This window comes from Streptomyces sp. NPDC050625 (genome assembly GCF_040654755.1).
In the GTDB taxonomy this organism is placed as follows: Bacteria; Actinomycetota; Actinomycetes; order Streptomycetales; family Streptomycetaceae; genus Streptomyces.
This window is the reverse complement of sequence record NZ_JBFAIQ010000004.1, coordinates 438,557-461,798: the sequence shown is the minus strand read 5'-3', so window position 1 is coordinate 461,798 and position 23,242 is coordinate 438,557. Positions and strand designations below refer to the sequence as shown.

Below are 23,242 nucleotides of genomic sequence, written 5' to 3'. Positions count from 1 at the left end.
AGTTGGCCCGCCATCGCAGCCACGGGCGCCGCGACTGCCCCCGCCCGGGCGGATATTGCGTGGCTGCGCCTCTGCCCGATCCCTACAGTGGCCAGGCACGACATCGCCACGGGGAGGCTCTCGGATCATGCGGACGCACTATCCGCGCACACCGCATCTGCCATGGTCCCCGGGTGCGACGGCCGACGATGTGCGGGCCGGTGACCTGACGGGGCTCAAGGGCCGGGAGGTCGTGGTGACCGAGAAGCTCGACGGGGAGAACACCACCCTCTACCCGGACGGGCTGCATGCGCGGTCACTGGATTCGGGGCACCATCCGTCCAGGGCCTGGGTCAAGGCCCTTCAGGGACGGATCGGACCGGGGATTCCGGCGGGCCGGCGCATATGCGGAGAGAACCTCTACGCCCGCCACTCGATCGCCTACGACCGCCTGGAGAGCTGGTTCTACGGCTTCTCGGTCTGGGACGGGGAACGGTGCCTGGACTGGGACGGCACCGTGCGGTTCCTGCGGCGGCTCGGGATACCTGTCCCGCGCGTGCTGTGGCGTGGCACGTTCGACGAGCGGGCCGTGCGTGCGCTGCGGCTGGATGCCGCGCGGCAGGAGGGGTACGTCGTACGGGCCGTGGACGGTTTCCAGCGCGCGGAGTTCGGGCAGCGGGTCGCCAAGTGGGTGCGCCCGGGGCACGTACAGACCGGTACGCACTGGATGCACGCGCCCGTCGTGGAGAACGGACTTGGTCCGGGCGCGGCCCTGTGGGCCGTGCGTTCCGGCGCCGCGCCCGATGTGCCGTCGTTGCTGGCCGCGGTGGGAGTGCCGGAGTACGGCTCCTCGTTCGCCGCCGAACCCGTGGCCGTCGAGGCGGCCGTGGCCGAGGCAGCCGCGCGACTGGATCTGCTGGGGCGGCTGGGTGACGCGCGACTGGCCGGTGTCCTGGCCGCGCTGCTGCACCGCCGCCCGCGGGCCCGGCTGATGGCACGGCTCGCGGTCCCGCTGGGCATGCCGCTGGCCCGTCGCGTCGGCGACCTGGTCGGGCTGCACACCGGGCTGCACCGCCCGTTCCCCGACGAGGAGCGCCGCGGCGGGCTGATACGCATGACCACGGCGGTCGATCTGGGGGTGCTGCACTCGGTGGCGGGCGCCGTACTGGCCGGACGCGGGGACGTGGCGGCCGCCGAGGCACGCGAGCAGGTGGAGTGGTCCGCGCTGCACGCCGAGGAGGCCGGGCTGCTCGGCCGGGCACCGCTCGAACCGCTGCGCAGCGGCCTGCGCGACGCGCTGACGGACCTCGACGCCGACGCCGCCGACCGCTGCTGGGCCCAGGCACGGGAGATGTGTGCCCAGGGGCGGATCGTCAGCGTCGAGGAGGCGCTGGCGGCGACCTGGCGGTGGCGGTCGGGGGCGTTTCCCCGGCTGATCCACCTCGTCGGGCCGTCCGGCAGCGGCAAGAGCACGTTCGGCGCGGGCCTGTCCGGTGTCGATGCGCTCGTCTGCCTGGACGACCTGCGTCAGGCACGCGGCTCCCGGGCGGACCAGAGCGCCAACGCGGAGATCCTGCGCGAGGGCCTGGGCAGGCTGGATGCCGCGTTGGCCGGGGGCGGCACCGTCGTGTGGGACGCCACCTCCCTCAGCCGCCAGCAGCGTTCCCTGGTACTTGCGGTGGCACGGCGCCGTGACGCGCTGGTGACCCACGCGGTCGTCCTCGTCGACGAGGAAGAGGCGGCGCGGCGCAACGCCGACCGGACGCACCCGGTGCCGGCGGAGGTGCTCAGTGCTCAGCTGCGCCGGTTCGACCCGCCCTATCCGGGTCAGGCGCACCGCACCTGGTACATCGGGGCGGGCGGATCGGTCGACGACATCGCGGGTGCCCTGGAGAGCACTCTGGAGGGAGAGGAGGCGTGATGCGCACCAGCGAGGAGATCTACCACAAGGTCCGCTGGGATGCCCGGTTCGACCCGGCCCGGTTCGTGCTGGGCATCCATCAGCGCGGGGCCGACGTCAAGCGCGTCCCGCTGCCCTCCTTCACGCCCGGCGGTGACATCCCCTGGCACCGGGTGCTGTTCGTGGAGGCGGACGGCGAGCTGGTGTGGGACCGGGCCACGGGCACGGACCGCCTCGACGACTGCGACGCGGGCCGGGTACGGCGTCCGCGCCTGCTGAGGGCTCCGTTCTTCACCGCCGGCACGCCGTACGCCTGGCAGGAGGAGGCCGGGTGGTGCCCCGTGGCCGACGCCTCCGGGGCGGCTTCGCCGAGCGGGGCGGGCACGATACGCGTACTGACCTGGAACACCTTGTGGGACCGCTACGACAGTGACCTGATCGACACGGCACGCCGCCGTCCTCTGCTGGTCGACGCTCTGGAGAACGCCGACGCGGACGTCATCGCTCTGCAGGAGGTCGAGCCGTACCTGCTCGACATGCTCCTGAACGCCGACTGGGTCCGTGCCCGCTACACCCTGGACACCGATCCGGAGGGCAAGGACGTCGACGACAACGGGCTGTTGCTGCTGAGCCGCCTGCCGGTGCGCGAAGCGGGGCGGCACGTCCTCGGCCCGCACAAGGCAGTCACCGCGCTCACCGTGGACACCGCGTCCGGTCCGCTGGTGGTGGCCGCCACCCACCTCAGCAGCGACCACTCCGAGAACGGCCCGGCCCGGCGGGAGGCCGAACTGGCCCAGCTGGCCGAGGGAATGGCGGGTGTGGACTGCGACCTGGTCGTGCTGGGCGACTTCAACGACGGCGGCAACGGGCACGACGGACCGGCCGCCGTACTCGGGATGCGTGATGCCTGGACCGATGCGCACGGGCCCGACGACACCACCCCCACCTTCGATCCCGTCGCCAATCCGCTGGCCGCCGTCTCCTCGTTGTCCGGCCGCGTCTCCCGCCTGGACCGGGTACTGCTGCGCGGCGACGCGCTGTCCGTGGCCGGGGCGACCCTGCGGGGAGACTCTCCCACCCGGGAAGGCCTCTACCTGTCGGACCACTACGGCGTGGAGGTCGTCCTGCGGTTGGGCGGTTCCCCCGATTGCCCCGCCGGTGTGCTGTCCGGTGACAGCGACGTCCTCGACGTGCCGCCGACCGCCCGTACGGCTCTGGCGTGGCTCCCGCCCCGGCAACTGTGGCCGCAGATCCAGGAACTGCGCCGGCAGCACGACCCGCAGGTCCATCGCTGGCCGCCCCATGTCAACCTTCTCTTCGGCTTCGTACCGGAGTCGCACTTCGAGCGGGCCGCACCCCTGCTGGCCGCCGCGGCCGAGGAGACACCGGCCTTCACCACCCGGCTGGACGGCGTGCACACCTTCGGGCACCGGGAGGACGCCACCGTCTGGCTCGACCCCGCGGCGGACGGCGATGCCCCCTGGGCGGCGCTTGCCCACGCCCTTCAGCGGCGCTTCCCCCGCTGCCGGGACCGCGCGGAGGGTTTCACCCCGCACCTGACGCTGGGCCGCACCCAGGACCCGCAGCGCCTGGCCGCCCTCTGCGCAGCCCGGCTCGACAGCATGACGGCCGAGGTCGGGGAGCTGGTACTGCTGTCACGCCGCGGCGACGAGCCGATGCGGGAGCGGGCCATCATCGCCCTGGGCACGGGAGAGGTCCGCTGGCTGCCCGACACCGGTGCGGTGCCCGGCAGCGCAGGTGCGCTTGCTGAGGATCCGGCCACGGAGGACGTGTGGCGCGATGCCGATGCCGGGCGGACGGCGCGGCGCATCACCGAGGCACTGGCCGAAGGAACCGTGCACGTCGTCGGATCCCGGCGCATGGGCTGCCACTTGGCGGGAGCCGACCTCGATCTTGTGGCGGTTCTGCCCGACCCCGTCGACATGGCAGAGGTGACCGAGCACGTGACGGTGGCACTGCCGAACGTCACCCGCGTACGCCGGGTCAGCGGCGCCCGGGTGCCGGGTCTGAGGCTCACCGTCGGAGGGCTGGACGTCGATGTGGTGGTGGTCTCCGCCGGGCCGGTGTCCTGTGGTGAGGCGGTGGATCGCCGGACCGAGTTGGGCGAGGCGAGCGCTGTCGCCCTGAGCGCGGTCAGCGACGCCGACGCCGTCCGTGCCGTGATCGGCGACGCCCACCCGTCGTTCGCCCGGCTGGCCCGGCAGGTGAAGGCGTGGGCGAAGGCGCGCGGCCTGGACTCGGCGCCGTTCGGCGGACTGCCCGGTCTGGCCTGGACGGTCCTGGCGGCGCGTACGGCATGCGAGGCCGGGCCCCTTCCCGCCGCCGACCTGCTCCGGCACTTCTTCGCCACCTGGGCGGCCTGGGACTGGCGAGAGCCGATCACCCTGTCACCCGCGGCGGCCCCCGCCCCGGCACCGCACGCCGCGGTGACGGTCATGACACCCACCGCACCGGTCCGTTCGTGCACCGAACAGGTCACCGCCGGCCTCCGGGACCTGCTGACCCAGGAGCTCTACCAGGCCTGGGAGACCCTGGAGAAGGCGGCCAGGTCGGGCAGCACCCCCTGGCCCGAACTGCTGTCACCCCCACCGCTGCACCGTCGGCACGCGGCATGGGCGATCCTCACCGTACGCCCGTACCGTGGCGAGGAGTTCGAGGAATCCCTCGGCCGCTTCCGTGGCCGGGTCCGGGGTCTGGTCAGCGCCCTCGAAGAGGCGGGGACGACCGATGCGCACGCCTGGCCCCACCCCTTCGACACCGGCCCGCGCTCGGCCCGGTACGCGATCGGACTCGGTCTCGACCCGCCCGATGCGGCAGGCCTGGCCGAAACCACCGACAGGTGGAGCCGGGTTCTGCCAGGGGTCGAGATCACCTGGGCGGAATGCGGCGCGGTGCCGACGCCGACTCAGAAACCCGGCCCCGGCGGCGGGCTCCTATGAACGGGTGCGATCGGCATGGGCGCATGCGATCGCGACGCTTCTAGCGGGCGCTGCCGAGGTTGCGGTCGGCCTCGTCGCCCTGGAGCATCAGCGTCGTCTCTTCGATGCGGCTGAATCGGCCGTCCGGCGCGAGCTCGGCGAACACGTAGACCTCCATGCTCACGGCCGAGCCGTCCTTCTTCGTGATGTGGGCGGTGTGCCGGTCGGCGTACTTGCTGCCGTCGTACAGCTCCTCGTGGACCTGGACGTGGCCGCCGGCGACCACGTCCCGCAGGTGGGTGATGTGCTGGAGGAACTCGGCACGGTCGGCCCACTGCCCGTCCGTGCGCTGGCGGTACTGCGGGGTGAAGTGTCGGTCCGCCGCCTCCCGCACGGTGATGTCCCGGCTGAAGAGCAGGTCGGTGAGGGCGGCCTTGATTCCCGTGCGAGTCATGGGAGTTCCTTTCAGGGCAGGAGCATGGAGACCATGAAGCGTGCGTCACGCACGCATCTCCTCGACCGTAGCACCCAATGCGTGCGCGGCGCACGCTATTCTTGTGGTGTGGAAAACGAGGTAGGACACGAGATCGCGGACGCGCTGGGCATCCTGCTCAGGCGCACCACACGCACACAGCTGCACAGCAAACTCACCGAGGGCATGGGCGAGGCGGTGGACGAACTGACGTACCCGGTGCTCAGCGCACTGGCCCGCACCGGACCCCGCAGCGCGGCCGACCTGGCTCCCGACGCCGGAGTCGACCGCTCCGGTGTCACCCGGCGCGCTTCCCGACTGGAGGCCGCCGGACTCGTCCGCCGTGAGGCCGACCCCCATGACCGGCGTGCGCACCTGCTCGTTCTCACCGAGCGGGGCCGGTCGACGGTGGCGGAGCTGCGTGAGCGACTGGCCGCCCACATCATGGCCGGCCTGTCGTCATGGCCGCCGGGTGAGGCCGAGACGTTCGCCCGCCATCTGCGCCGGTTCACGGTCGAGGGCCCGTTCACATAGGCACGTGCAAGCGGCGGTCGAGCGATCGGCGTCGATCGCTCAACCGCCTTCCTGTGGTCGGTGGACCTCGCCCGTGCCGAGTGTGATCACGGCCCGGGGCCGCATGGGCCCCTCGCCGCGTCGGGAGAGCAGGACCACCTCCTCGACCTCCGCCGACAGCGTGCCGAGCCGCACGGCGCACTCGGCGGCCAGTCGCTTGGGGTCCTGGGTGCGGCCGAGGGACAGATGCGGGGTGAAGCGGCCGCGGCGCCCCTGGCAGAGCGGGAACCGCTGCTGCAGCTCACGCTGGAGCCGGGCCCACGGCGCCGGGCTCGCCGCGGCCGGGTCGAGCCATACCGTCGCGTACGCCCGGTGCCGGAAGTACCGCACCCCGGCCAGGCGCGCCGTGAACGCCGCGCTCTGCGCCGCCCCGGCGGCCAGCAGCGGGACGGCTCGCGCGAACTCCTCCTCCGGCACGAAGCCGAACAGCAGATTCACATGCGGCGGCCACCGCCGTACCTGTGGATCGTGTTCCCAGCGGATGTCCTGGATCACCGGCCAGAGCTCCCGCGGCGGCAGCCATGCCACCGCGGTCCGGGGCGTCGGTGCCACGGTGAGCACGTCCTCGGGCCCGGCCCCGGCCCCGCCGAACACCGGATTCCCGTCCACCCGGCCATGTTCCCAAAGTCGGCCCGGAAACCATCATGGGCGTGCCGAAACCATCCTGGCCGTGCCGATTCCGTCTGCCGGACGCGGAGTCAGTTTCCGTTGACCGCGACTTCGTAGTCGCCGATCAGGTCACCGAGGAAGGTGCCGGCAGTGAGGTCGCTCTGGACGTGACCGGCCATGTAGAGGCGGGAGTAGATGACCTCGTCCTGCATCCACCGGTAGTCCTCGGCGCGGTGGGCGGAGAGGGCGCTGAGGATCGTGACCGCGGTGGCGGCGCGGGCGGCGTGCCGGGAGGGGTAGGAGTACGGGCCCTTGGCGCCGGGCTTGATGTGCTTGTCGGGGCGCAGGCTGGGGTCGAGGACGAAGGGCGCGGGCTGCTTGTCCTTGGCGGCGAGCTGGTCGCTGATCGTCTTGGCCAGCTTCAGTGCCGACTTCAGCTCGGCCTTCTCCGCGGTGCCCTGCTGGGCGGGGATGAGCTCGCGCTGGTCGTGGAGGTAGAGCTTCCAGATGTCCTTCTTGCCGTAGAGCTCCAGCCAGGTGGCGGCCTTCTTGCCGGCGGCGGTGCGGGTCTTGCCGAGCTGCTGGACCTCGCGCAGTTCGGTGGCGCGCTCGGCGGCGGTGGGCGGGGCGGGGACCTGCTGGGCGGCCCAGGCGGCGAACGCCTTGTCGTCGCGGGCGGTGCCGTGCTCGGCCTTCCACTGGGCGAAGACGGCGTCGGCCTTCTTGCGCTGGGCGGCGGCCTGCTTGCCGATCGGGGCGATGGCGGCGTCGGTGAAGAGCTTCGGGGGCGGGTTCTGCTTGATGCGTTCGGTGGCTCCGGGCTTCTTCTTCGCGGTGGTGGACGCGGCGGCCGGGCTGGTCTGGGGCCGGAGCACGCCGAAGGCGGCGGCTGCGACGGCGAGGAGGGCGATGACGGCGTACGGCCATGGGATGCGGCGCGGGGCGTTCATGCGGCACGGGTCCTTTCGAGGTGCGGGACCGTCTGGAAGTGGGTGCGAAGGACGCGGCGGACGTCGTTGTCGGGCAGGCCGGGGGTGAGCAGGGACTGGCCGACGATGTACTTGCTGAGGGAGACCGGGCGGGCGCCCAGGCGCAGGAGCAGCCGGTCGGCGGGGGCGGGGCGGATGCCGCCCTTGGTCTCGACGAGGACCGTCTGCGGGTCGAGGAGGGCCGTGCGGTGTCCGTGGTGGCAGGTGAGGGTGCCGTCGAGGGTGACGCGGCTGCCGTGGTGGAGGTCGGCGAGGGCGGCGCGGACGTAGCGGATCTCGGCCGCGGGTCCCAGGTCGGCCGTGGTGACCGGAACGGCGGCCTGGTGCAGCACGTCGTCGATGAACTCGGCGGCTTCGGTGCCGAGTCGGCCGTACGTGTGCGGCTCGGTCTTCAGGGCGTGCTTGACCGTGGCGCCGCGTCCGTCCTTGGTCTTGACCTCCACCCGGCACAGCCCGTCCTCCGCGTACAGGCGGGTGCGGACCTTCCAGCGTCGCCGCCGGCGCTGGATGTGAGCGTGCCAGGCGCCCAGCTGCGGGGTGTCGAAGTAGGTGCTGAGGTAGCTGGTCGTACGCCGTCCGTCGAGGTCGAGGACGTGGTGGCTGTCCGCCAGCCGGTCCACGAAGGCGCGGGCGCGGTCGAGCGGGAGCAGGTACTTGCGGTCGGTGCGGTGCTGGAGGGCGGCGACCGCGTCGACCTCGGCGAGCGTGGCACCGCGCAGGGCGGGCAGGCCCAGTCGGGCCTCGAAGGCGGACGCGGCGGTCATGGAACCACCACCGGCTCGTGCGGTTCGGCGTCCACGGCGGTTGCGGGCTCGTCGGGCCCGGCGGGGTAGCGGGCGGAGACGCGCGTGGTCTCGCGTACGTAGTCCACCTCGTCCACCTCCACGGACACCGGAGCCTGCCCGAAGCGGAACGCCACGTCCTGGGCGATGAGCGCGGGCTCGGGGTAGATCCGGTCGAGGGTCAGCTTCACGGTCCGGGTCGGCGGCTCGTACCTGCCGGGGTCGTCGACCAGCAGCACGGCCACCAGAACCGCCACGCCCAGCACGGCGACGAGCCAGATCTGGCGCTGCGGCAGCCCGGCGCACAGGGCGATGACCAGGGTGACGAAGGTGTAGGCGACGTCGCGTAGGGTGAACGCGGCCCGCTGTGGTTCCAAGGCAAGCTCGCGGACAAGGTGTACTCGGCCTTCACCGCGTCCAACACCGCCCACGGCGGGCAGGAATCGACCCTCCTGGCGCTGGCGAACACGTTCTGCCACTGGGGCGGCATCATCGTGCCTCCTGGCTACACCGACCCCATCCAGTTCAAGTCGGGCAACCCCTACGGCACTTCCCATGTGGCTGGCGACGGCCCGCCCGGTGAAGTGACCCTGCAGGCGGCACGCCACCAGGCTCGCCGTGTCGTCGACACCGCGGCCGCGCTCAAGGCCGGCCGCGCCGCCTGATCGAGGAGGCCCTGCTCGGCTCAGGTGCGCTCGGCCACGTACAGGCTCTGCGTACTGCGGCCGAGCGGGCCCTTCTCGTCGTGCAGGGCGGACTCGGCGAGGCCGATGCCCGCGCCGTCCACCATCGTCCGGGCGTCCAGGCAGACCCATTCGCCCTCGGGCTGGCGGTGCAGATTGACGCTGAGGTCGGCGTTGATGAACACATAGCGGTGGAAGTCGAGTGCGGCACTGACACCGTTGCCCGAGTCGGCGGCCGTCAGCACCCTGCTGAGCGGTGTGATCTCCTCTCCGGCGACCAGGGGAACCCGCATCCGCATCCACGCCGTGGCCGGTCCGGGCTCCAGGAACGAGCCGCCCGCGAAACGTATCTCCATGGCCGTGTGGTAGCCCTGGTCCCAGGGGACCGGGAAGAACGCCTTTTCGGATACGGTCCCGGGCCCGGGCACCTGCCGGCCCGGCGACACCTGCGGCACCGAGTCCGGCGCCGTCTTCATCAGCAACGCCGTCGCCCGCATCACTTCCTGGCCGCCGTCGGGTGTCAGAGCCACCTCCACGAGCTCGACACTGCGCCCGGCACGCAGCAGGCGCGTGGTCACGGTCAGCGGCCGTATCGGAACCGGGCGCATGATGTCATAGGTGAGCCGGGCGACCCGCATGTCCGGGCGTCCGCCCGGCCGTTCCTCGACGGCCAGGGCGAGCAGGGCGGCCGGCGGCCCTGCGTGCTGGGAGTCGGCGTCCCAGGGGCCCCGGGTACAGGCGCTGGGAAGGAACCGGTCGTCGGCCTCCCGCTCGTAGAAGGCCTCGACTTGCGACATCGACATGACTGTCCCTCCCTGCCAGATGGACTACCCGCAGACCATCTTACTAAGCGCTTGCTCACTCCGCTCCGCAGTCTGCCGCAGGGAGCCCGATGTACGCGCGCAGCCCTGCATGAGTGGCCGGAAGCCCATATGTGGTCAGGTTCTCGCCGATGTCACCCGCCGAGTTCCACCATCCTTCGCCGAGGTCGGCGAGGGCATACAAAAGCTGCTGCTGGGGACGGGTGAGGCTCGCGTACACAGGGCGGGGATCGGGCAGGGGGCCTGGGAACAGGTCCGGCAGGACCGCCTTCGCCTTGAACGCCCTCTGCCACGGGCTGACGGACGGCAGACAGGCGGCGACCGCGGCGCGCGAGGTGGGGGAAGGCGGGAGGGCCAGCAGAATGTCGGCGGTGTGCCCGTGGAAGTCGCCCAGGTTGTAGTCGGTCGCGGGTACGGGCGTGGGGGCCGCCGCCGCGGCCGCGAGTTCGGCCACGGCCCGGTCGAGGAGCGGGCCGTCGAGTTCCGCGTCGGCGCTTCGGGCGGTCTGGGCGACAGCAACGGCCGCCGCCCAGCGTACGAGGCTGTCCTCGGCGTCGAGATCGGCGGCGAGGGTCTCCGCGACAGCGGTCGTGCCGAGGATGCCGACAGCTACGAGCGAGGTGGCCTTGGCGACCGCATCGCGCTCGTGTGCGGCAAGGTCGAGCAGGAGCGGCAGAGTGGTGTCCGCCCGTTCGGGAAACCAGGCCAGCAGATAGGCGGTCCGGGTCCGGACCCGGGGGTCGTCGTCGTCGAGGAGGGTCAGCAGGGCGGGAAGCTCGGCGAGGACGGCGTCGTACGAACGCATCGTAGAGTCACGGGCGTCGATCGGATTGCCGGCCGCCACCCAGTCCCGGATGTCTTGCAGGTTCCGGCGTCGCCGCTCGTCCTGCTCGGTGGCCAGAGCCTCCTCGTACAGAGGGAGGAGGTTGTCGGAGGAGTTCTCGGCGGCCTCCGCGCGCCAAGCGGAGATGTCGGCCCCGTCGATGATCTCGCGCTCCTCGTCCCAGTTGACCGCGAGGCCGGTCAGGAGCTGCACCACGTGCTCACGCGCCGGCCTCGGGCCGGCCAGAGCGATCCGGGCAAGGAACGGCACCGCGTGCGGAGACGCCTGGCAGCGGGTGCCCTGGTGCACGAGATGATCGAACAGACTGGCGAGGGCCTTCTGCTGTGCCGACTCGTCGTCTCCGCACAGGGCGCGCAGTTGGCCGGGGACATCGTCGGCCGTCCCGTAGGCGTGGTTGAGGTTCGCCCAGTCCACTTCGTCCAGGCCGGCCAGCAGGTTGTCCGCGGTGATCACGGCCGCATGATGTCAGAGCCATAGAATTCGCAGCATGCGGATACGGATCCGCCGGGGAGGGGGCTGCCATGGGTGGGGCGGATCAGGATCGGGCGGGCAGAGGGCCGGTCGGGCCTGAGCAGATGATCGCGGAGGCGCGGAAGGCGTTCTTCGTGATGTTCGGGTTCCTTTTGGCCGTCTGGCTGGTGCAGTTGATCAACTATGCCGACCACTACTCCCTCTCACGGGACTACGGCGTGATGTCCGGCGACCTGGGCACGCTGCCCGACATACTCATCGCGCCCTTCCTGCATTGGAGTTGGGCACACATCGAGAGCAACTCCGGGCCTCTGTTCGTCTTCGGATTCCTCGCCGCCTACCGAGGCGTGGTCCGCTTCCTCGGGTTGAGTCTGCTGGTGGCGGTGACCAGTGGGCTCATGGTGTGGTTCCTCGAAGGAAGCGGTGTGGAGACGGTCGGTGCCAGCGGTCTGATCTTCGGGTACTTCGGCTACGTCGTGGTCCGCGGGCTCTTCGACCGGCATCTGATCGACACGTTGATCGGTGTCGTCATGGGGGCGTCCTTCGCCTACATGCTCACCGTTGCCGTACCCGGGACACCGGGAGTGAGCTGGCTCGGACACCTCGGAGGACTGATCGGCGGTCTGGCCGGAGCCTGGCTTTTCCGGGATCGCCGCGCACGGCCCCGCCCGACCGCCCACTCCGACGGCACCCCTGGGACGGCCGCTGTCCGCGCCCCACAGGTACACGCCGACAATCCCCGCGCGGACCTGCACAAGGAACTCGGCGATCTCGGCCTCCTCTAGCCCAGCGCGCCCCTGCCGCGGGTGGGTGGTTGGGCGAATGCCGCCACTGCCCGGTTGAGCGAGTGGGCGTGGCGGCCTCGTGTGTTCTGTCTGCCGGGGTGATCAGACGCCCAGGCCCGGCTGCACCTGTATCTTGCGGCCCTCGCCCGCCTGGAATCGCTTGAGTGCTTCGCTGTAGGAGGCGAGCGGCAGGCGGTCGCTGATGAAGATCTCCGGGTCCAGCACGCCGGCGGCGAAAAGCTCTGCGGCGCGTTCGAAGCTGTGCAGAACCGCCATCGAACCGGTGATGGTGATCTCCTGGTTGTAGATGCGGTAGGGCTCGATCGTCGCCCGGGCGGCGTAGTCGGAGACGCCGAACTGCAGATAGGTGCCGCCCTTGCCGACCCTGCCCAGGGCGTCCTGGATCGCGTTCTCGTTCCCCGTGGCGTCGATGACGAGATCCCAGCCGCGGGGCATGTCGATCTGGTCCGCGGATGTCACGGCGTTGCCGCAGCCCAGCGTCCGCGCCGTCTCCAGGCGTGCGGGGTTGATGTCGATGACGTCGACACTGGCCGCACCGGTGCGCTTGGCCAGCTCCAGCATCATCAGGCCCATCGTGCCCGAGCCGTAGATGAGCACGTGGTTGGCGAGATTGCTGCGCAGGACGTCGTACCCGCGTATCGCGCAGGCCAGCGGTTCGATCAGGGCAGCGTCGTGGGTGGAGACGTGGTCGGGCAGGACGACGCAGTTGGCGACCGGTGCTACGGCGTATTCCGCCGCACCGCCCGCGGTCGTGACCCCGATGGCCGCCCAGCGCTCACACAGGTTGTTCCTGCCGAGGCGGCAGTAGTAGCACTCGTTGCAGCTCAGTGAGGGGTCGACGGCGACGCGGGCACCCACGGCCAGTTCGGTGACGTCGCGGCCGACGGCCACCACCTCACCGGCGAACTCGTGGCCGGGAACGATGGGCAGTTCGGGGGCGAATTCGCCTTGCTGGATGTGCAGGTCCGTGCCGCACAGGCCGCAGGCGGCCACGGCCACGACGACCTCTCGGGGGCCGGGAGTGGGATCCTCCACGGTGACCATCTCGATGGTCCCCTGCTCGGTGATGAGTGCGGCCTTCATTTGACGGCTCCCATGGTCAGACCCTGGACCAGGCGGTCCTGAGCGGCGAATCCGGCGATGAGAACCGGGATGGACACAGCGACGGCCGCGGCACAGACCTTGGCCAGGAACAGACCTTGGCTGGTGACGAAGCTGGTCAGGAAGACCGGCCCGGTCGAAGCCTGGACCCCGGTGAGGACCTGGGCGAACAGCATCTCGTTCCAGCTGAAGATGAAGCAGATCAGTGAGGTGGCGGCGATACCGGGCGCCGCCATCGGGATGATGATCCTGCGGAAGACGGTCGGCAGGCCGGCGCCGTCGATCGCGGCGGCCTCCAGGATCGCCACGGGGATCTCCGCGAGGAAGGACCGCATCATCCATACGGCGATCGGCAGGTTCATGGTCGTGTAGAGGATGACCAGGAGCCAGATGTTGTCCAGCAGCCCGAGGTTCTGGGCGGCCAGGTAGATCGGGAGCAGGCCCGCGACTGCGGGGAGCATCTTGGTGGACAGGAAGAAGAACATCACGTCGGACCACTTGCGCACCGGTTTGATCGACAGTGCGTAGGCCGCGGGGATGGACAGCGCGAGGACGAGCAGGGTCGAAAACACGCTTGCGGTCGCGGAGTTGATCAGAGCGGGCCAGGGGCTGGCCCCTGTCGAGGCGCCGAAGAACTCGCGATACCCGTGCAGGGTCAGATGCGCGGCGAGGGAGGGCGGATTGGTGGCGGCGTCCGTCTCACTGTGGAAGGAGGTCAGGACCATCCACGCGAACGGCGCGAAGAAGAGCAGGCCTACGGTCCAGCCGGCCAGTCCGATGACGGCCTTGGTGTGGTGCCTGAGGAAGGGGTCGCGCTGCCGGCGGGGCCGGGGACGGGCAAGGGTGGTGCTCATGAGGTCTTCTCCTCCCGCAGGAGCGTCGACACCGTGCGCAGTGCGAAGGTGGCCACCACGATGGTGCCCAGCACGACGATGACGCCGGCGGCGGAGGCACGACCGTAGTCATGTGCCTGATAGAAGGTCTGGTAGATGGTGTAGGGAAGGTTCGCGGTGCCGAGCCCGCCCGATGTGATGGTGAAGACCGCGTCGAAGTTCTGCACGATGTAGATGGACCCGAGCAGGGCCGCCAGCTCCATGTACCGGCGCAGGTGCGGCAGCGTCAGATGGCGGAATATCTGGAAGGCGTTGGCACCGTCCACCCGGGCGGCCTCGATGATCTCCAGTGGGCGGCTCTGCAGTCCGGCGAGCAGGATCAGCATCATGAAGGGCGTCCACTGCCAGATCAGGGAGACGGCAACGGCGGCCAGGGGTGAGGAGCTGATCCAGTCGGGCTGTGGCGGGTTGTCCGAGCCGAACAGCGACCAGATCCAGGTCAGGGCGCCGTTGAGGAGACCGTACTCAGGGTTGTAGAGCGCATGCTTCCACAGCAGTGCGGCCGCGACGGGCACGACGAGGAACGGGGCGATCATCATGGTCCGCACCGCTCCGCGCCCGCGGAACTTGTGGTCGAGCAGGAGCGCCACACCCAGGCCGAGCAGCAGGCTCAGCAGCACCACACCGGCGGTGAGCCACACCGTAGTGATCACCGAGGCGCGCATGTCCGGGTCGTTGAACACCAGTTTGTAGTTGGCGAACCCGGCCCAGCCGCGCTCCTCGGGCCGCAGCGCGTCCCAGTTCATGAAGGAGATCACCAGTGTGGCGGCGAACGGCAGCTGGGTGACGATCACCATGTACACCAGCGCCGGCATCATCGGGGCGCGCCTGGCCCATGCCCTTGCGCGGCCCGACCGTTGACGAGAAACCGCGGCCGCATGTGGCCCGGCGGGACGTCTTGATTTCTGCATCAGGGCACTACTCACTTGTGTCTCTCCGCTCCGTGGGGCCCCCTTGCCCCTGTGCGAGGGGAAGAGGGCCGCACAAGGGGCATGGGGATTGCGGTCAGTTGTTCTGGTACTTGGAGGCGACCTGCTCGGCCAGCTTCTGGCCCTTGTCGAGGGCCTGCTTGACCGACTGGCGTCCGGCGATCGCGGCGGACACTTCCTGGGTGACCTTGGTGCCCAGGTCCTGGAACTCGGGAATGGTCACGTACTGCACGCCGACCGTGGGACGAGGCTGTGTCCCGGGGTTCTTCGGGTCGGCCTCGCTGATGGCGGTCAAAGTGGCCTGGTAGAAGGGCGCCGCGGCCTTCTGGTAGTCCGGGTTGTCGTAGGTCGACTTCCGCTTGCCGGCCGGGACCCGGGACCAACCGAGCTTCTCACCGACGAGCTTCTCGTAGTCCTGGCTCGCGGCCCACTGGACGAACTGGGCGCCGGCATCCTGGTGCTTGCCCGCCTTCGGCTGCGCAAGGGCCCAGGTCCACAGCCATCCGGAGGCCTTGGTGTCGGTCACCGGTGCCTGCGCGTAGCCGACCTTGCCGGCGACGGGCGAACTGGGGTCCTCCAGGAGGCCCGCTGCCGATGTGGCGTCCATCCACATGGCGGTCTTGGACTGCGTGAAGTTGTTGAGGCACTCGGCGAATCCGGCCTGCGGGGCGCCGGCCTCGCCGTGCTTGCGGACGAGATCGACGTAGTCCTCGGTCGCCTTGGTGAAGCCTTCGCCGTTGACCTGGGCCTTCCAGTCCTTGGTGAACCAGGTGCCGCCCTCGGTGTTGACCACGGTGGTCAGGGCGGCTCCGAGCTCACCCCAACCCGGCTTGCCCCGCAGGCAGATGCCCTTCATGCCCTTCTGGGCGCCGTCCGCCTTGGCGGCCAGGTCGGCGACCTGCTTCCAGGTCGGACGGTCCGGCATGGTCAGGTGCTTGGCGTCGAAGATGTCCTTGCGATACATCAGGAAGGAGGACTCGCCGTAGAAGGGCTCGGCGTAGAGCTTGCCGTCCGCGCCGCGCAGCCCGTCCGTCATGGACGCGAAGACATCGTCCTGCTTGAAGGAGGGGTCCTTGGCGACGGTGTTGTCCAGCGGTGACAGCCAGCCGTTCTTGGCCCACAGCGGGACCTCATAGGCGCCGACCGTGACCACGTCATAGCCGCCCGCCTGTGTTGCGACATCCTGCGTGATCTTGTCCCGCACCTCGTTCTCCGGCAGGACGGTGAAGTTGACCTTGATGCCGGTCTTCTTGGTGAACTGATCCTTGGTCAGCTTCTGGAGGTCGAGCATCTGAGGGTTGTTGACCATGAGTACGTTCACGGTCTTGTCGCCGTCGCCCCCGCCACTGCCTCCCGCACCGGCGCAGCCGGCGAGCAGGGCGGTACAGGTGAGGCCGGTCAGGGCCGCCGTCGTCAGTCTGGCCCTGGTGGGTCCGTAGCGCATGGGAGCACCTTTCTTGGGGGAACAGCGAGCTGGGAACGGGGTCTTACGCCGAGGAATGACGGCGTGCTTGAAAGAGCCGGCGAGGAAAAGACCTCGGGCTTGGCGGCTCGGGCAGGAACTCAGACCCGGATGACGTTGGGTCCGTGCAGGGAGTAGCGATGAGCTTCGGCAACCGGCAGGCCGGTGTCGGTGATGATGGTTTCGAAGTCGCCGATCTTGGCGAATCGGCAGAAGCTCTGCGCTCCGAATTTCGTGTGGATTCCGACGAGTATCCGGCGATGGGAACTGCGGATCGCCTGGGCTTTGACGTCGGCCACCACCGGGTCGGGTGTGGTGAGGCCGGCGTCGCGGGAAATGCCGTTGGCTCCCAGGATCGCCAGGTCGATGACGAAGCTGGACAGCATCTGGTTGGTCCAGGATCCGACGGTGGCCAGGGTGCGGCCGCGGACCTTGCCGCCGAGCAGCAACACCGTGGCCTGGGAGGCTTCCGCCACCGCCGCGGCGGTGGGCAGGGAGGCGGTGACCACGGTCAGATTCCGGTCGGAGGGCAGCAGGTCGGCGATGAGGCGGTGGGTGTAGCCCTCGTCGATGAACACCGTCTCCGCCTCGCCGAACAGGTGCACGGCAGCGGCGGCGATACGGCGCTTGTCCTCCACATGGTGAGTCTCACGCTGGGCCAGCGAGGTCTCGAACCCGGCGCTTTCCACCGGGTAGGCACCGCCGTGGCTCCTGCGGACCAGACCGCCTCGCGCGAGTTCGTTCAGATCCCTGCGGATCGTCTCCGGCGCCACCCGGAAGTCGGCGGCCAGGGCGGACACCTCCACTCTTCCGCTGCGGCGGGCGAGAGCCAGGATCCGATGCTGTCGCTCTTCGGCTTTCACGCGCAAGCACCTCCCTGGTTTTCCCGTTCGGGCGAACATTGCCCGTCTGTTTCGGCCATGGATTTATATCGCCGTACTTCACCGGGTGAGACGCCCGTTCCTTCATGGATATTGCCCGATTGGGTGTGCGCGCCGGACGGGATTTCTGCAGGTCATCGGATTGCAAGTGGCATGATCGCCGTCCCCTGCCAACCGAATCGGGTGGCAGCGATGCCCGAATCCACGACAGCCACGAGCCGGACGACGCTCGTCCGGGTCGCCCGGGTCGTCCGAGGCGGTAGTCGGCGACGGCGGTATCGATGACGATGCCGGTGGCGGCCTGCTCGGCTCCGTCGGCCGAATGGATCACCGTGGGAATGCGGCGCAGCTGGTCGAAGTGATGGTGATCGACCGTTCGGTCACTTCTGGGCCGACGACCCGGCCGTGGTCCGACAGCTCCACGGGGAGCGCTCCGTCAGGGCAGCGTCCGCATCGTCTCCGTCAACTGCGGCACGTGGTCCTCCGCCCTGCAGCAAACTGCCGAGGTCCGCCGGCAGCGGCGGGCAAGGGGTCAGCGAACCCAAGAACCGGGGAGGTCTGCACGGATGACCTCAAGGTCGGCAACCGCGCATCCGCATGCGTGGATCCAGCAGTGGTCCTGCAGGCCGTCCCGGCGCAGCAATCGGCCAGGGGCCGCGTACCAGCGTACGGGTGAGTCCTCCTCGCTCGCCCACATCGCGTAGTCAGGCAGTTCGACCCGGGCGTATCGAGCGTGGAGGCGCGGCGCCAGCGCGTCCGGTAGCTCGCAGGAGCCCTGGTGCGATTCCACCACCCCCGGAGGATCGTCCTGCTCGATCTGAGCGAGGGGAATCGCCCACGACGCGCAATCCTGGTTCTCGCGGCGGAAGACCAGGACGCCTCCCTGGGCGTCGTCGACATAGAGCCCGGCCTGGGGTACCAAGGGGTCCTGCTGTCGGGTCAGGTCGTCTCGGCGACCCAGAAGTGCGCATACCTCCCGCAAGTTGGCGGGGAGTTCGAAGCCGAGGTCGCTCTCCGCGGCTCTCAACTCGTCCACAGAGCAGCCGTCTTCGGACTGCAGAGGGCTGCCGATCCACTCACCAGCGAACCAGCGCACGAAGTCCTAAGCCTCCGAGCGGCCGGTCAGCCGAGGAGGCTATGCTCGCCGGACCCGGAACCTCACCTCGGAGCCAGTGTGAGGAGGTGGGGGGTGGGGAAACGGCAAGACATCTCCAGTCCCGAGCCGGCTGCCGGGGCCTGTACGACCCACCCCCCATGGCCGCGAGTCCCTCACGATCTCCGTCCGGCCCATCGCACCGCACCGTATCCCCCACCACTGACAACACAGCCAGTCTGGCGACGGCCTTGCCTTGGAGGCCAACTCGACGCGGTGGGCGGAGATATCCAAGCGAAGGCGTCTGCTGTTCGGACAGCCAGCGACGATTCACCGATGAGTTCCGCCGCCCGGGCCGGTCTACCGGACGTACGCCATCGAGACGCCGACTGGAGACCCACCATGACCAATCCCGCACACCCCGGCCGCATGCTGTTCGTGAACATCCCCGTAGCGGACCTCGAGCGCAGCAAGGCGTTCTTCGCCAAGCTCGGGTTCGGTTTCAACCCGAAGTTCACCGACGAGACCGCCGCCTGCATGCTGGTCGGCGAGCACGCCTTCGTCATGCTGCTCAGCCGCGAGAAGTTCGCGGAGTTCTCGAAGCTGCCGATGGCCGATCCCACCACGCACACGCTGGCGTTGTACTGCTTCAGCGTGTCGTCCCGCGATGAGGTCGATGCGGTCAGCGCCGCTGCGCTCGCGGCGGGCGGCTCCGAGGCGGATGGCGCCGAGGACTACGGCTTCATGTACTCACGCAGCTTCTTCGACCTCGACGGCCATGGCTGGCAGGTCATGTGGATGGACCCGGCGGCGGCGGAGCAGGGCCCCGAGGCGTTCTCGGCCTCCACGCAGGACACCGACACCCCGGCCTGACCCATCGCCGCACAAGGCACGTGCGCCGTTGAAGTGCCGTACGGGCCGCAGTGAGTCGCATCGGCAAAATCATCGGGTGCCGCTTCAGGAGGGCGGGCAGCCGAACCAGTGCACCGTGCCGTTGTCGGAGGTGTAGCCCATGCACCTGACGGTGCTGTCGTGCACGGTCTCGGTCCGGGCTACGCCTTCGTCCAGATGCTCCGACTTGTAGTAGGTCTCCACGAGGGTGTCGATCTCGATGGTGTACCAGCGGCGCTTGTTGTTCGGGATGCTGCAGTTGTGGCCGATCACGTCGGTGCCGGGCCCCTCGTGCCACATGTCCCGTTCGGCGCGGTCGCAGTACGCCCTGCCGGTGGCGTTGGCGGTGCCGGCACCGGTGCCGAGCAGGGCCGTGGTGCCCATGGCCACCGCCGCAGCAGCGCCGAACAGGCGCTTCAGAGTGAGATTCATCGATTGGTCCTCCTGCCAGCCGTGGTGACGGTCGGGAGTCCCCACGTCACCTTAAGGTGATGATCACACTCATCCGGGACATCCGGCCCGGCAGCCGACGGCGCAGTCCCCCGACCCGGTGATGTCGGTAATGCCAATGCAGCAGGCCGCGGTCGCGCCCTCGGCCGGTCTCCAGGCGGAGGTGAGCGGCTGGTGGTCCTGCCTGGAGGGTCAGACCCGCCAAGAGGTCGACTCGGGTAGACCCACGGGGGGTTCCGGCCGGGAACAAGCCCCAGGGCAAAAGCAAAGGCAAGGAGGTCAGCCACTCCTTGCCACTCTCAACGTATAGCGCACAGGGGGCCTTGCGGCAAGGCCCCGGTCGTGCTGCACAATCTCCGGCCGAAGCCAGAACCTGCGGAAATCGGGGCTCCGCGATGCGCTTGCGGGCACACGCCGCAGGGCCTTTTGAATGGGGGACTTGATGATCGACGTGATCATTGCCGGTGGCGGACCGACCGGCTTGATGCTGGCCGCAGAACTGCGGCTGCACGGCGTGCAGGTGCTCTTGCTGGAGAAGGATGCGGAACCGGCCCCGTACGTCCGGGCGCTGGGCCTGCACGTGCGCAGCATCGAGGTGATGGATCAGCGCGGTCTGCTGGAGCGGTTCCTCGCGCACGGCAAGCAGTACGGGGTCGGCGGCTTCTTCGCCGGTATGGCCAAACCCGCGCCCGAACGGCTGGACACCCGGCACGGCTACGTCCTCGGCATCCCGCAGACTGTCACCGATCGCCTGCTGGCCGAGCACGCCGTCGCCGTCGGCGCCGAGATCAGGCGCGGCTGCGAGCTGGTCGGGCTGAGCCAGAACGAGGACGGGGTGAGTGTCGAGCTGGCCGACGGCACGCGGCTGCGCTCGCGCTACCTCGTCGGCTGCGACGGCGGCCGCAGCACGGTGCGCAAGCTGCTCGGCGTCGGCTTCCCCGGTGAGCCGACCAGGGTCGAGACGCTGCTGGGCGAGATGGAGGTGGCCGTACCAGCGGAGGAGGTCGCCGCCGTGGTGGCCGAGGTCCGCGAGACTCACAAGCGCTTCGGTCTCGGGCCCTTCGGGGAGGGCGTGTACCGCGTCGTCGTACCCGCCGACGGGCTGGCCGAGGACCGCTCGGTCCCGCCGACCCTCGACGAGTTCAAGCAACAGCTGCGGGTGTTCGCGGGCACCGACTTCGGGGTGCACTCACCGCGCTGGCTGTCCCGCTTCGGTGACGCCACCCGGCTGGCCGAGCGCTACCGGGTCGGCCGGGTGCTGCTGGCCGGCGACGCGGCGCACATCCACCCGCCGACCGGCGGGCAGGGGCTCAACCTCGGCATCCAGGACGCGTTCAACCTCGGCTGGAAACTGGCCGCCGAGGTGAGCGGCTGGGCACCGGAGGGGCTGCTGGACAGCTACCACACCGAACGGCACCCGGTGGCCGCCGACGTGCTGGCCAACACCCGCGCGCAGATGGAGCTGCTGTCCCCCGAGCCGGGTCCCCGGGCAGTGCGCCGACTGCTGTCGGAACTGATGGACTTCGAGGAGGTGAACCGGTACCTGATCGAGAAGATCACTGCGATCGGGGTCCGCTACGACTTCGGCGAGGGCCATGACCTGCTCGGCCGGCGGATGCGGGACGTGGAGCTGAAGCGGGGGCGCCTGTACGCGCTGATGCACGACGGCCGGGGACTGCTGCTGGACCAGACCGGGCGGCTCTCGGTGGCGGGCTGGGCGGATCGTGTCGACCACGTCGTCGACGTCAGCGAGGACCTGGACGTGCCGGCGGTACTGCTCCGGCCGGACGGCCACGTGGCGTGGGTCGGCGAGGATCAGCAGGATCTGCTCGGCCGGCTGCCCAAGTGGTTCGGCGCCGCCGTCCGCTGAGCGCGTGCATGTGTCCGGCGGCATTGCCCGTCAAAGACGTGACGCGGTCCGGACGAGGCCGGCCACCGCTCTCGACCGGCTGTGCGGTGGCCATGCGATCACCGTCGTGACCGTCGGCGCGTCCAGTACCGGCACGGCCGCGATGTCGCCCCGCAGGTGGGCCCGTGACGACTCCGGCGCGATCACGCAGGCACGGCCGAGCGCGACCAGCTGGAGCAACTGCGTGTGGTCGCGAACTTGGGGGCCGGGGCCGTCCGGGTACGTACCGTCGAGGCGGGGCCAGCGCGGCAGGGGCAGGCCGGGCAGCTCGGCGACGTCGGCCATGCGCAGGTCTGTCCGGCCGGTGAGGGGATGCCCGGCCGGCAGGACCACGACCTGTCCCTCCGTGCACAGCTCCTCGGTGTCGAACCCGGTCGTCGAGTCGAACGGCCGGTGCAGCACCGCCACGTCGGCCCGGCCGTCGCGCAGCAGCCGTTCCTGCTCGCCGGGCCCGCACAGGAGCACATCGACGGTGACGGCGTCGGGTTCGGCGGCGTAGGCGTCGAGCAGTTTCGCCAGTAGTTCGCTGGACGCGCCGGCCTTCATGGCAAGGACCACTTCGGCGTGGCCGGTCGCGGCGAGGGCAGCGCGGCGGGTGCGACGTTCGGCGGCCTCGACGGCGTCCAGCGCCGCCCGGGCCTCGCGAAGGAGCACCAGCCCGGCCGCGGTCAGGGTGACCGCGCGGCTGGTGCGTTCGAGCAGCGTCGCCCCGAGGCGCCGCTCCAGCTGGCGGATCGCCCGCGACAGCGGGGGCTGCGCGATCCCGAGCCGCTGCGCGGCCCTCCCGAAGTGCAGCTCCTCAGCGACGGCGACGAAGTACCGCAATTCCCGCGTCTCCACGCCGCCATGCTATCCGCCCGCCGACCGGGATCGATACCCGTGCGGTATCGCCGCCCACCCAATGGGTGTTGGACCGCTCCGGCGGGGCCCGGAAACGATGGGACGTATGACTGAACAGACGATCGCGCTGGTGACCGGCGCGAACAAGGGCATCGGGTACGAGATCGCGGCCGGTCTGGGCGCTCTCGGCTGGGCCGTCGGTGTCGGCGCCCGGAACGAGGAGCGTCGCGAGGCCGCTGTGGCCAAGCTGCGTGCGGCCGGCGTCGACGCGTTCGGCGTACCGCTCGACGTGACCGACGACGCGAGTGTGACCGCCGCGGCCGCACTGATCGAGGACCGGGCCGGACGCCTCGACGTACTCGTCAACAACGCCGCGATCACCGGCGGCGCACCGCAGATGCCCACCACGGTCGACCTCGCGAGGGTGCGGGCGGCCGTGGAGACCAATGTGGTCGGCGTCATCCGCGTCACCAACGCGATGCTGCCGTTGCTGCGCCGCTCGGCGTCGCCGCGCATCGTGAACATGTCCAGCAGCGTCGGCTCCCTCACCCTGCAGAGCACTCCCGGCGCCGAGACGGGCCCGATCGCCGTCGCCTACGCGCCGTCGAAGACGTTCCTCAACGCCGTCACGGTCCAGTACGCCAAGGAACTGCACGACACGAACATCCTCATCAACTCCGCCTGCCCCGGCTTCACGGCGACCGACCTCAACAACTTCCGCGGCGTCCGCACCCCGGAACAGGGCGCGGCGATCGCGATCCGACTCGCGACCCTGCCCGACGACGGCCCGACCGGCCGCTTCTTCGACGACGCGGGGGAGGTGCCTTGGTGACCGCTCGACGCGCCTCCCACTGACGGTGCCCGGCAGCGCCAGCCACTGCTCCGTCGCCCAACCGCCGGAGGCACCCCCTCCGGTTGCATACCG

22 protein-coding genes and 1 pseudogene are annotated in these 23,242 nt (G+C 70.1%); 8 read left to right on the top strand and 15 right to left on the bottom strand.

The genetic code is table 11. From position 1 onward, the window contains the following. Window positions 1–127: 127 nt before the first annotated feature. Both AB0I54_RS12525 and AB0I54_RS12520 read left to right on the top strand, forming a co-directional pair. Window positions 128–1,900 carry an RNA ligase family protein gene (locus AB0I54_RS12525; protein WP_363295919.1) on the top strand — a complete coding sequence of 591 codons (1,773 nt, stop codon included), beginning with the start codon at window positions 128–130 and terminating at the stop codon, window positions 1,898–1,900. Continuing rightward, window positions 1,900–4,839 carry a poly(A) polymerase gene (locus AB0I54_RS12520; protein WP_363295918.1) on the top strand — a complete coding sequence of 980 codons (2,940 nt, stop codon included), beginning with the start codon at window positions 1,900–1,902 and terminating at the stop codon, window positions 4,837–4,839. The genes AB0I54_RS12525 and AB0I54_RS12520 overlap by 1 nt, the downstream gene beginning before the upstream one ends. Before the next feature lie 40 nt (window positions 4,840–4,879). Here the strand turns inward: AB0I54_RS12520 and AB0I54_RS12515 are convergent, their stop codons facing one another. After that, window positions 4,880–5,272: a nuclear transport factor 2 family protein gene (locus AB0I54_RS12515; protein ID WP_363295917.1), complete on the bottom strand. Its 393-nt coding sequence runs from the start codon at window positions 5,270–5,272 to the stop codon at window positions 4,880–4,882. Window positions 5,273–5,380: 108 nt separating this feature from the next. On the opposite strand from AB0I54_RS12515, the gene AB0I54_RS12510 reads away from it, so the two are divergent. After that, complete coding sequence (locus AB0I54_RS12510) at window positions 5,381–5,824, top strand: MarR family winged helix-turn-helix transcriptional regulator (RefSeq protein WP_363295916.1); 444 nt, start codon at window positions 5,381–5,383, stop codon at window positions 5,822–5,824. A gap of 39 nt (window positions 5,825–5,863) precedes the next feature. Here AB0I54_RS12510 and AB0I54_RS12505 read toward each other — a convergent pair whose 3' ends face one another. The 4 genes from AB0I54_RS12505 to AB0I54_RS12490 all read right to left on the bottom strand — a co-directional run bounded on the left by AB0I54_RS12505 (window position 5,864) and on the right by AB0I54_RS12490 (window position 8,674). Beyond that, complete coding sequence (locus AB0I54_RS12505; protein WP_363295915.1) at window positions 5,864–6,472, bottom strand: 2'-5' RNA ligase family protein; 609 nt, start codon at window positions 6,470–6,472, stop codon at window positions 5,864–5,866. 89 nt (window positions 6,473–6,561) lie between these two features. Beyond that, window positions 6,562–7,422 carry a phosphatase PAP2 family protein gene (locus tag AB0I54_RS12500; RefSeq protein ID WP_363295914.1) on the bottom strand — a complete coding sequence of 287 codons (861 nt, stop codon included), beginning with the start codon at window positions 7,420–7,422 and terminating at the stop codon, window positions 6,562–6,564. Next, a complete protein-coding gene (locus tag AB0I54_RS12495; RefSeq protein WP_363295913.1) occupies window positions 7,419–8,225 on the bottom strand; it encodes a polyphosphate polymerase domain-containing protein in 807 nt (268 codons plus the stop codon). Before AB0I54_RS12495 ends, AB0I54_RS12500 begins: the two co-directional genes overlap by 4 nt. After that, window positions 8,222–8,674 carry a DUF4956 domain-containing protein gene (locus tag AB0I54_RS12490; protein WP_363295912.1) on the bottom strand — a complete coding sequence of 151 codons (453 nt, stop codon included), beginning with the start codon at window positions 8,672–8,674 and terminating at the stop codon, window positions 8,222–8,224. Before AB0I54_RS12490 ends, AB0I54_RS12495 begins: the two co-directional genes overlap by 4 nt. Here AB0I54_RS12490 and AB0I54_RS12485 point away from each other — a divergent pair. Further along, window positions 8,603–8,908, top strand: a pseudogene (locus AB0I54_RS12485) (NAD(P)H dehydrogenase); the annotation flags it as partial. The gene AB0I54_RS12490 and the pseudogene AB0I54_RS12485 sit on opposite strands and share 72 nt — an antisense overlap. A gap of 20 nt (window positions 8,909–8,928) precedes the next feature. On the opposite strand, the gene AB0I54_RS12480 reads toward AB0I54_RS12485, so the two are convergent. Together AB0I54_RS12480 and AB0I54_RS12475 are read right to left on the bottom strand one after the other, a co-directional pair. Then, window positions 8,929–9,729 carry a thioesterase family protein gene (locus AB0I54_RS12480; RefSeq protein ID WP_363295911.1) on the bottom strand — a complete coding sequence of 267 codons (801 nt, stop codon included), beginning with the start codon at window positions 9,727–9,729 and terminating at the stop codon, window positions 8,929–8,931. A gap of 55 nt (window positions 9,730–9,784) precedes the next feature. Next, window positions 9,785–11,044, bottom strand: coding sequence for a hypothetical protein (locus tag AB0I54_RS12475; RefSeq protein ID WP_363295910.1), 1,260 nt, complete (start codon window positions 11,042–11,044; stop codon window positions 9,785–9,787). A gap of 122 nt (window positions 11,045–11,166) precedes the next feature. On the opposite strand from AB0I54_RS12475, the gene AB0I54_RS12470 reads away from it, so the two are divergent. Next, entirely contained in the window at window positions 11,167–11,847 is a 681-nt protein-coding gene (locus AB0I54_RS12470) for a rhomboid family intramembrane serine protease (RefSeq protein ID WP_363295909.1), read from the top strand. 102 nt (window positions 11,848–11,949) lie between these two features. On the opposite strand, the gene AB0I54_RS12465 is transcribed toward AB0I54_RS12470, so the two are convergent. From AB0I54_RS12465 to AB0I54_RS12440, 6 genes are all read right to left on the bottom strand, one after another. Next, on the bottom strand, window positions 11,950–12,951 hold the full coding sequence (locus AB0I54_RS12465) for a zinc-dependent alcohol dehydrogenase family protein (protein ID WP_363295908.1): 1,002 nt from the start codon (window positions 12,949–12,951) through the stop codon (window positions 11,950–11,952). Then, on the bottom strand, window positions 12,948–13,823 hold the full coding sequence (locus AB0I54_RS12460; RefSeq protein ID WP_363295907.1) for a carbohydrate ABC transporter permease: 876 nt from the start codon (window positions 13,821–13,823) through the stop codon (window positions 12,948–12,950). The genes AB0I54_RS12465 and AB0I54_RS12460 overlap by 4 nt, the downstream gene beginning before the upstream one ends. After that, window positions 13,820–14,773, bottom strand: coding sequence for a sugar ABC transporter permease (locus AB0I54_RS12455; protein WP_363296079.1), 954 nt, complete (start codon window positions 14,771–14,773; stop codon window positions 13,820–13,822). Before AB0I54_RS12455 ends, AB0I54_RS12460 begins: the two co-directional genes overlap by 4 nt. Before the next feature lie 94 nt (window positions 14,774–14,867). After that, window positions 14,868–16,235 (bottom strand): sugar ABC transporter substrate-binding protein, encoded by a 1,368-nt coding sequence (locus tag AB0I54_RS12450; protein WP_363295906.1) that lies wholly within the window; start codon window positions 16,233–16,235, stop codon window positions 14,868–14,870. A gap of 119 nt (window positions 16,236–16,354) precedes the next feature. Beyond that, window positions 16,355–17,116, bottom strand: coding sequence for a DeoR/GlpR family DNA-binding transcription regulator (locus AB0I54_RS12445; protein ID WP_363295905.1), 762 nt, complete (start codon window positions 17,114–17,116; stop codon window positions 16,355–16,357). A 550-nt stretch (window positions 17,117–17,666) separates the two neighbouring features. Then, on the bottom strand, window positions 17,667–18,230 hold the full coding sequence (locus AB0I54_RS12440) for an SMI1/KNR4 family protein (RefSeq protein WP_363295904.1): 564 nt from the start codon (window positions 18,228–18,230) through the stop codon (window positions 17,667–17,669). Between the two features lie 399 nt (window positions 18,231–18,629). On the opposite strand from AB0I54_RS12440, the gene AB0I54_RS12435 reads away from it, so the two are divergent. Then, window positions 18,630–19,100: a VOC family protein gene (locus tag AB0I54_RS12435; protein ID WP_363295903.1), complete on the top strand. Its 471-nt coding sequence runs from the start codon at window positions 18,630–18,632 to the stop codon at window positions 19,098–19,100. An 84-nt stretch (window positions 19,101–19,184) separates the two neighbouring features. Here AB0I54_RS12435 and AB0I54_RS12430 read toward each other — a convergent pair whose 3' ends face one another. Beyond that, complete coding sequence (locus AB0I54_RS12430; protein WP_363295902.1) at window positions 19,185–19,550, bottom strand: hypothetical protein; 366 nt, start codon at window positions 19,548–19,550, stop codon at window positions 19,185–19,187. 460 nt (window positions 19,551–20,010) lie between these two features. On the opposite strand from AB0I54_RS12430, the gene rox reads away from it, so the two are divergent. Then, window positions 20,011–21,438 (top strand): rifampin monooxygenase, encoded by a 1,428-nt coding sequence (gene rox, locus AB0I54_RS12425; protein ID WP_363295901.1) that lies wholly within the window; start codon window positions 20,011–20,013, stop codon window positions 21,436–21,438. 30 nt (window positions 21,439–21,468) lie between these two features. Here rox and AB0I54_RS12420 read toward each other — a convergent pair whose 3' ends face one another. After that, window positions 21,469–22,317 (bottom strand): LysR family transcriptional regulator, encoded by an 849-nt coding sequence (locus tag AB0I54_RS12420; protein ID WP_363295900.1) that lies wholly within the window; start codon window positions 22,315–22,317, stop codon window positions 21,469–21,471. Window positions 22,318–22,423: 106 nt separating this feature from the next. On the opposite strand from AB0I54_RS12420, the gene AB0I54_RS12415 reads away from it, so the two are divergent. Then, window positions 22,424–23,149: an SDR family oxidoreductase gene (locus tag AB0I54_RS12415; protein ID WP_363295899.1), complete on the top strand. Its 726-nt coding sequence runs from the start codon at window positions 22,424–22,426 to the stop codon at window positions 23,147–23,149. Window positions 23,150–23,242: the final 93 nt, after the last annotated feature.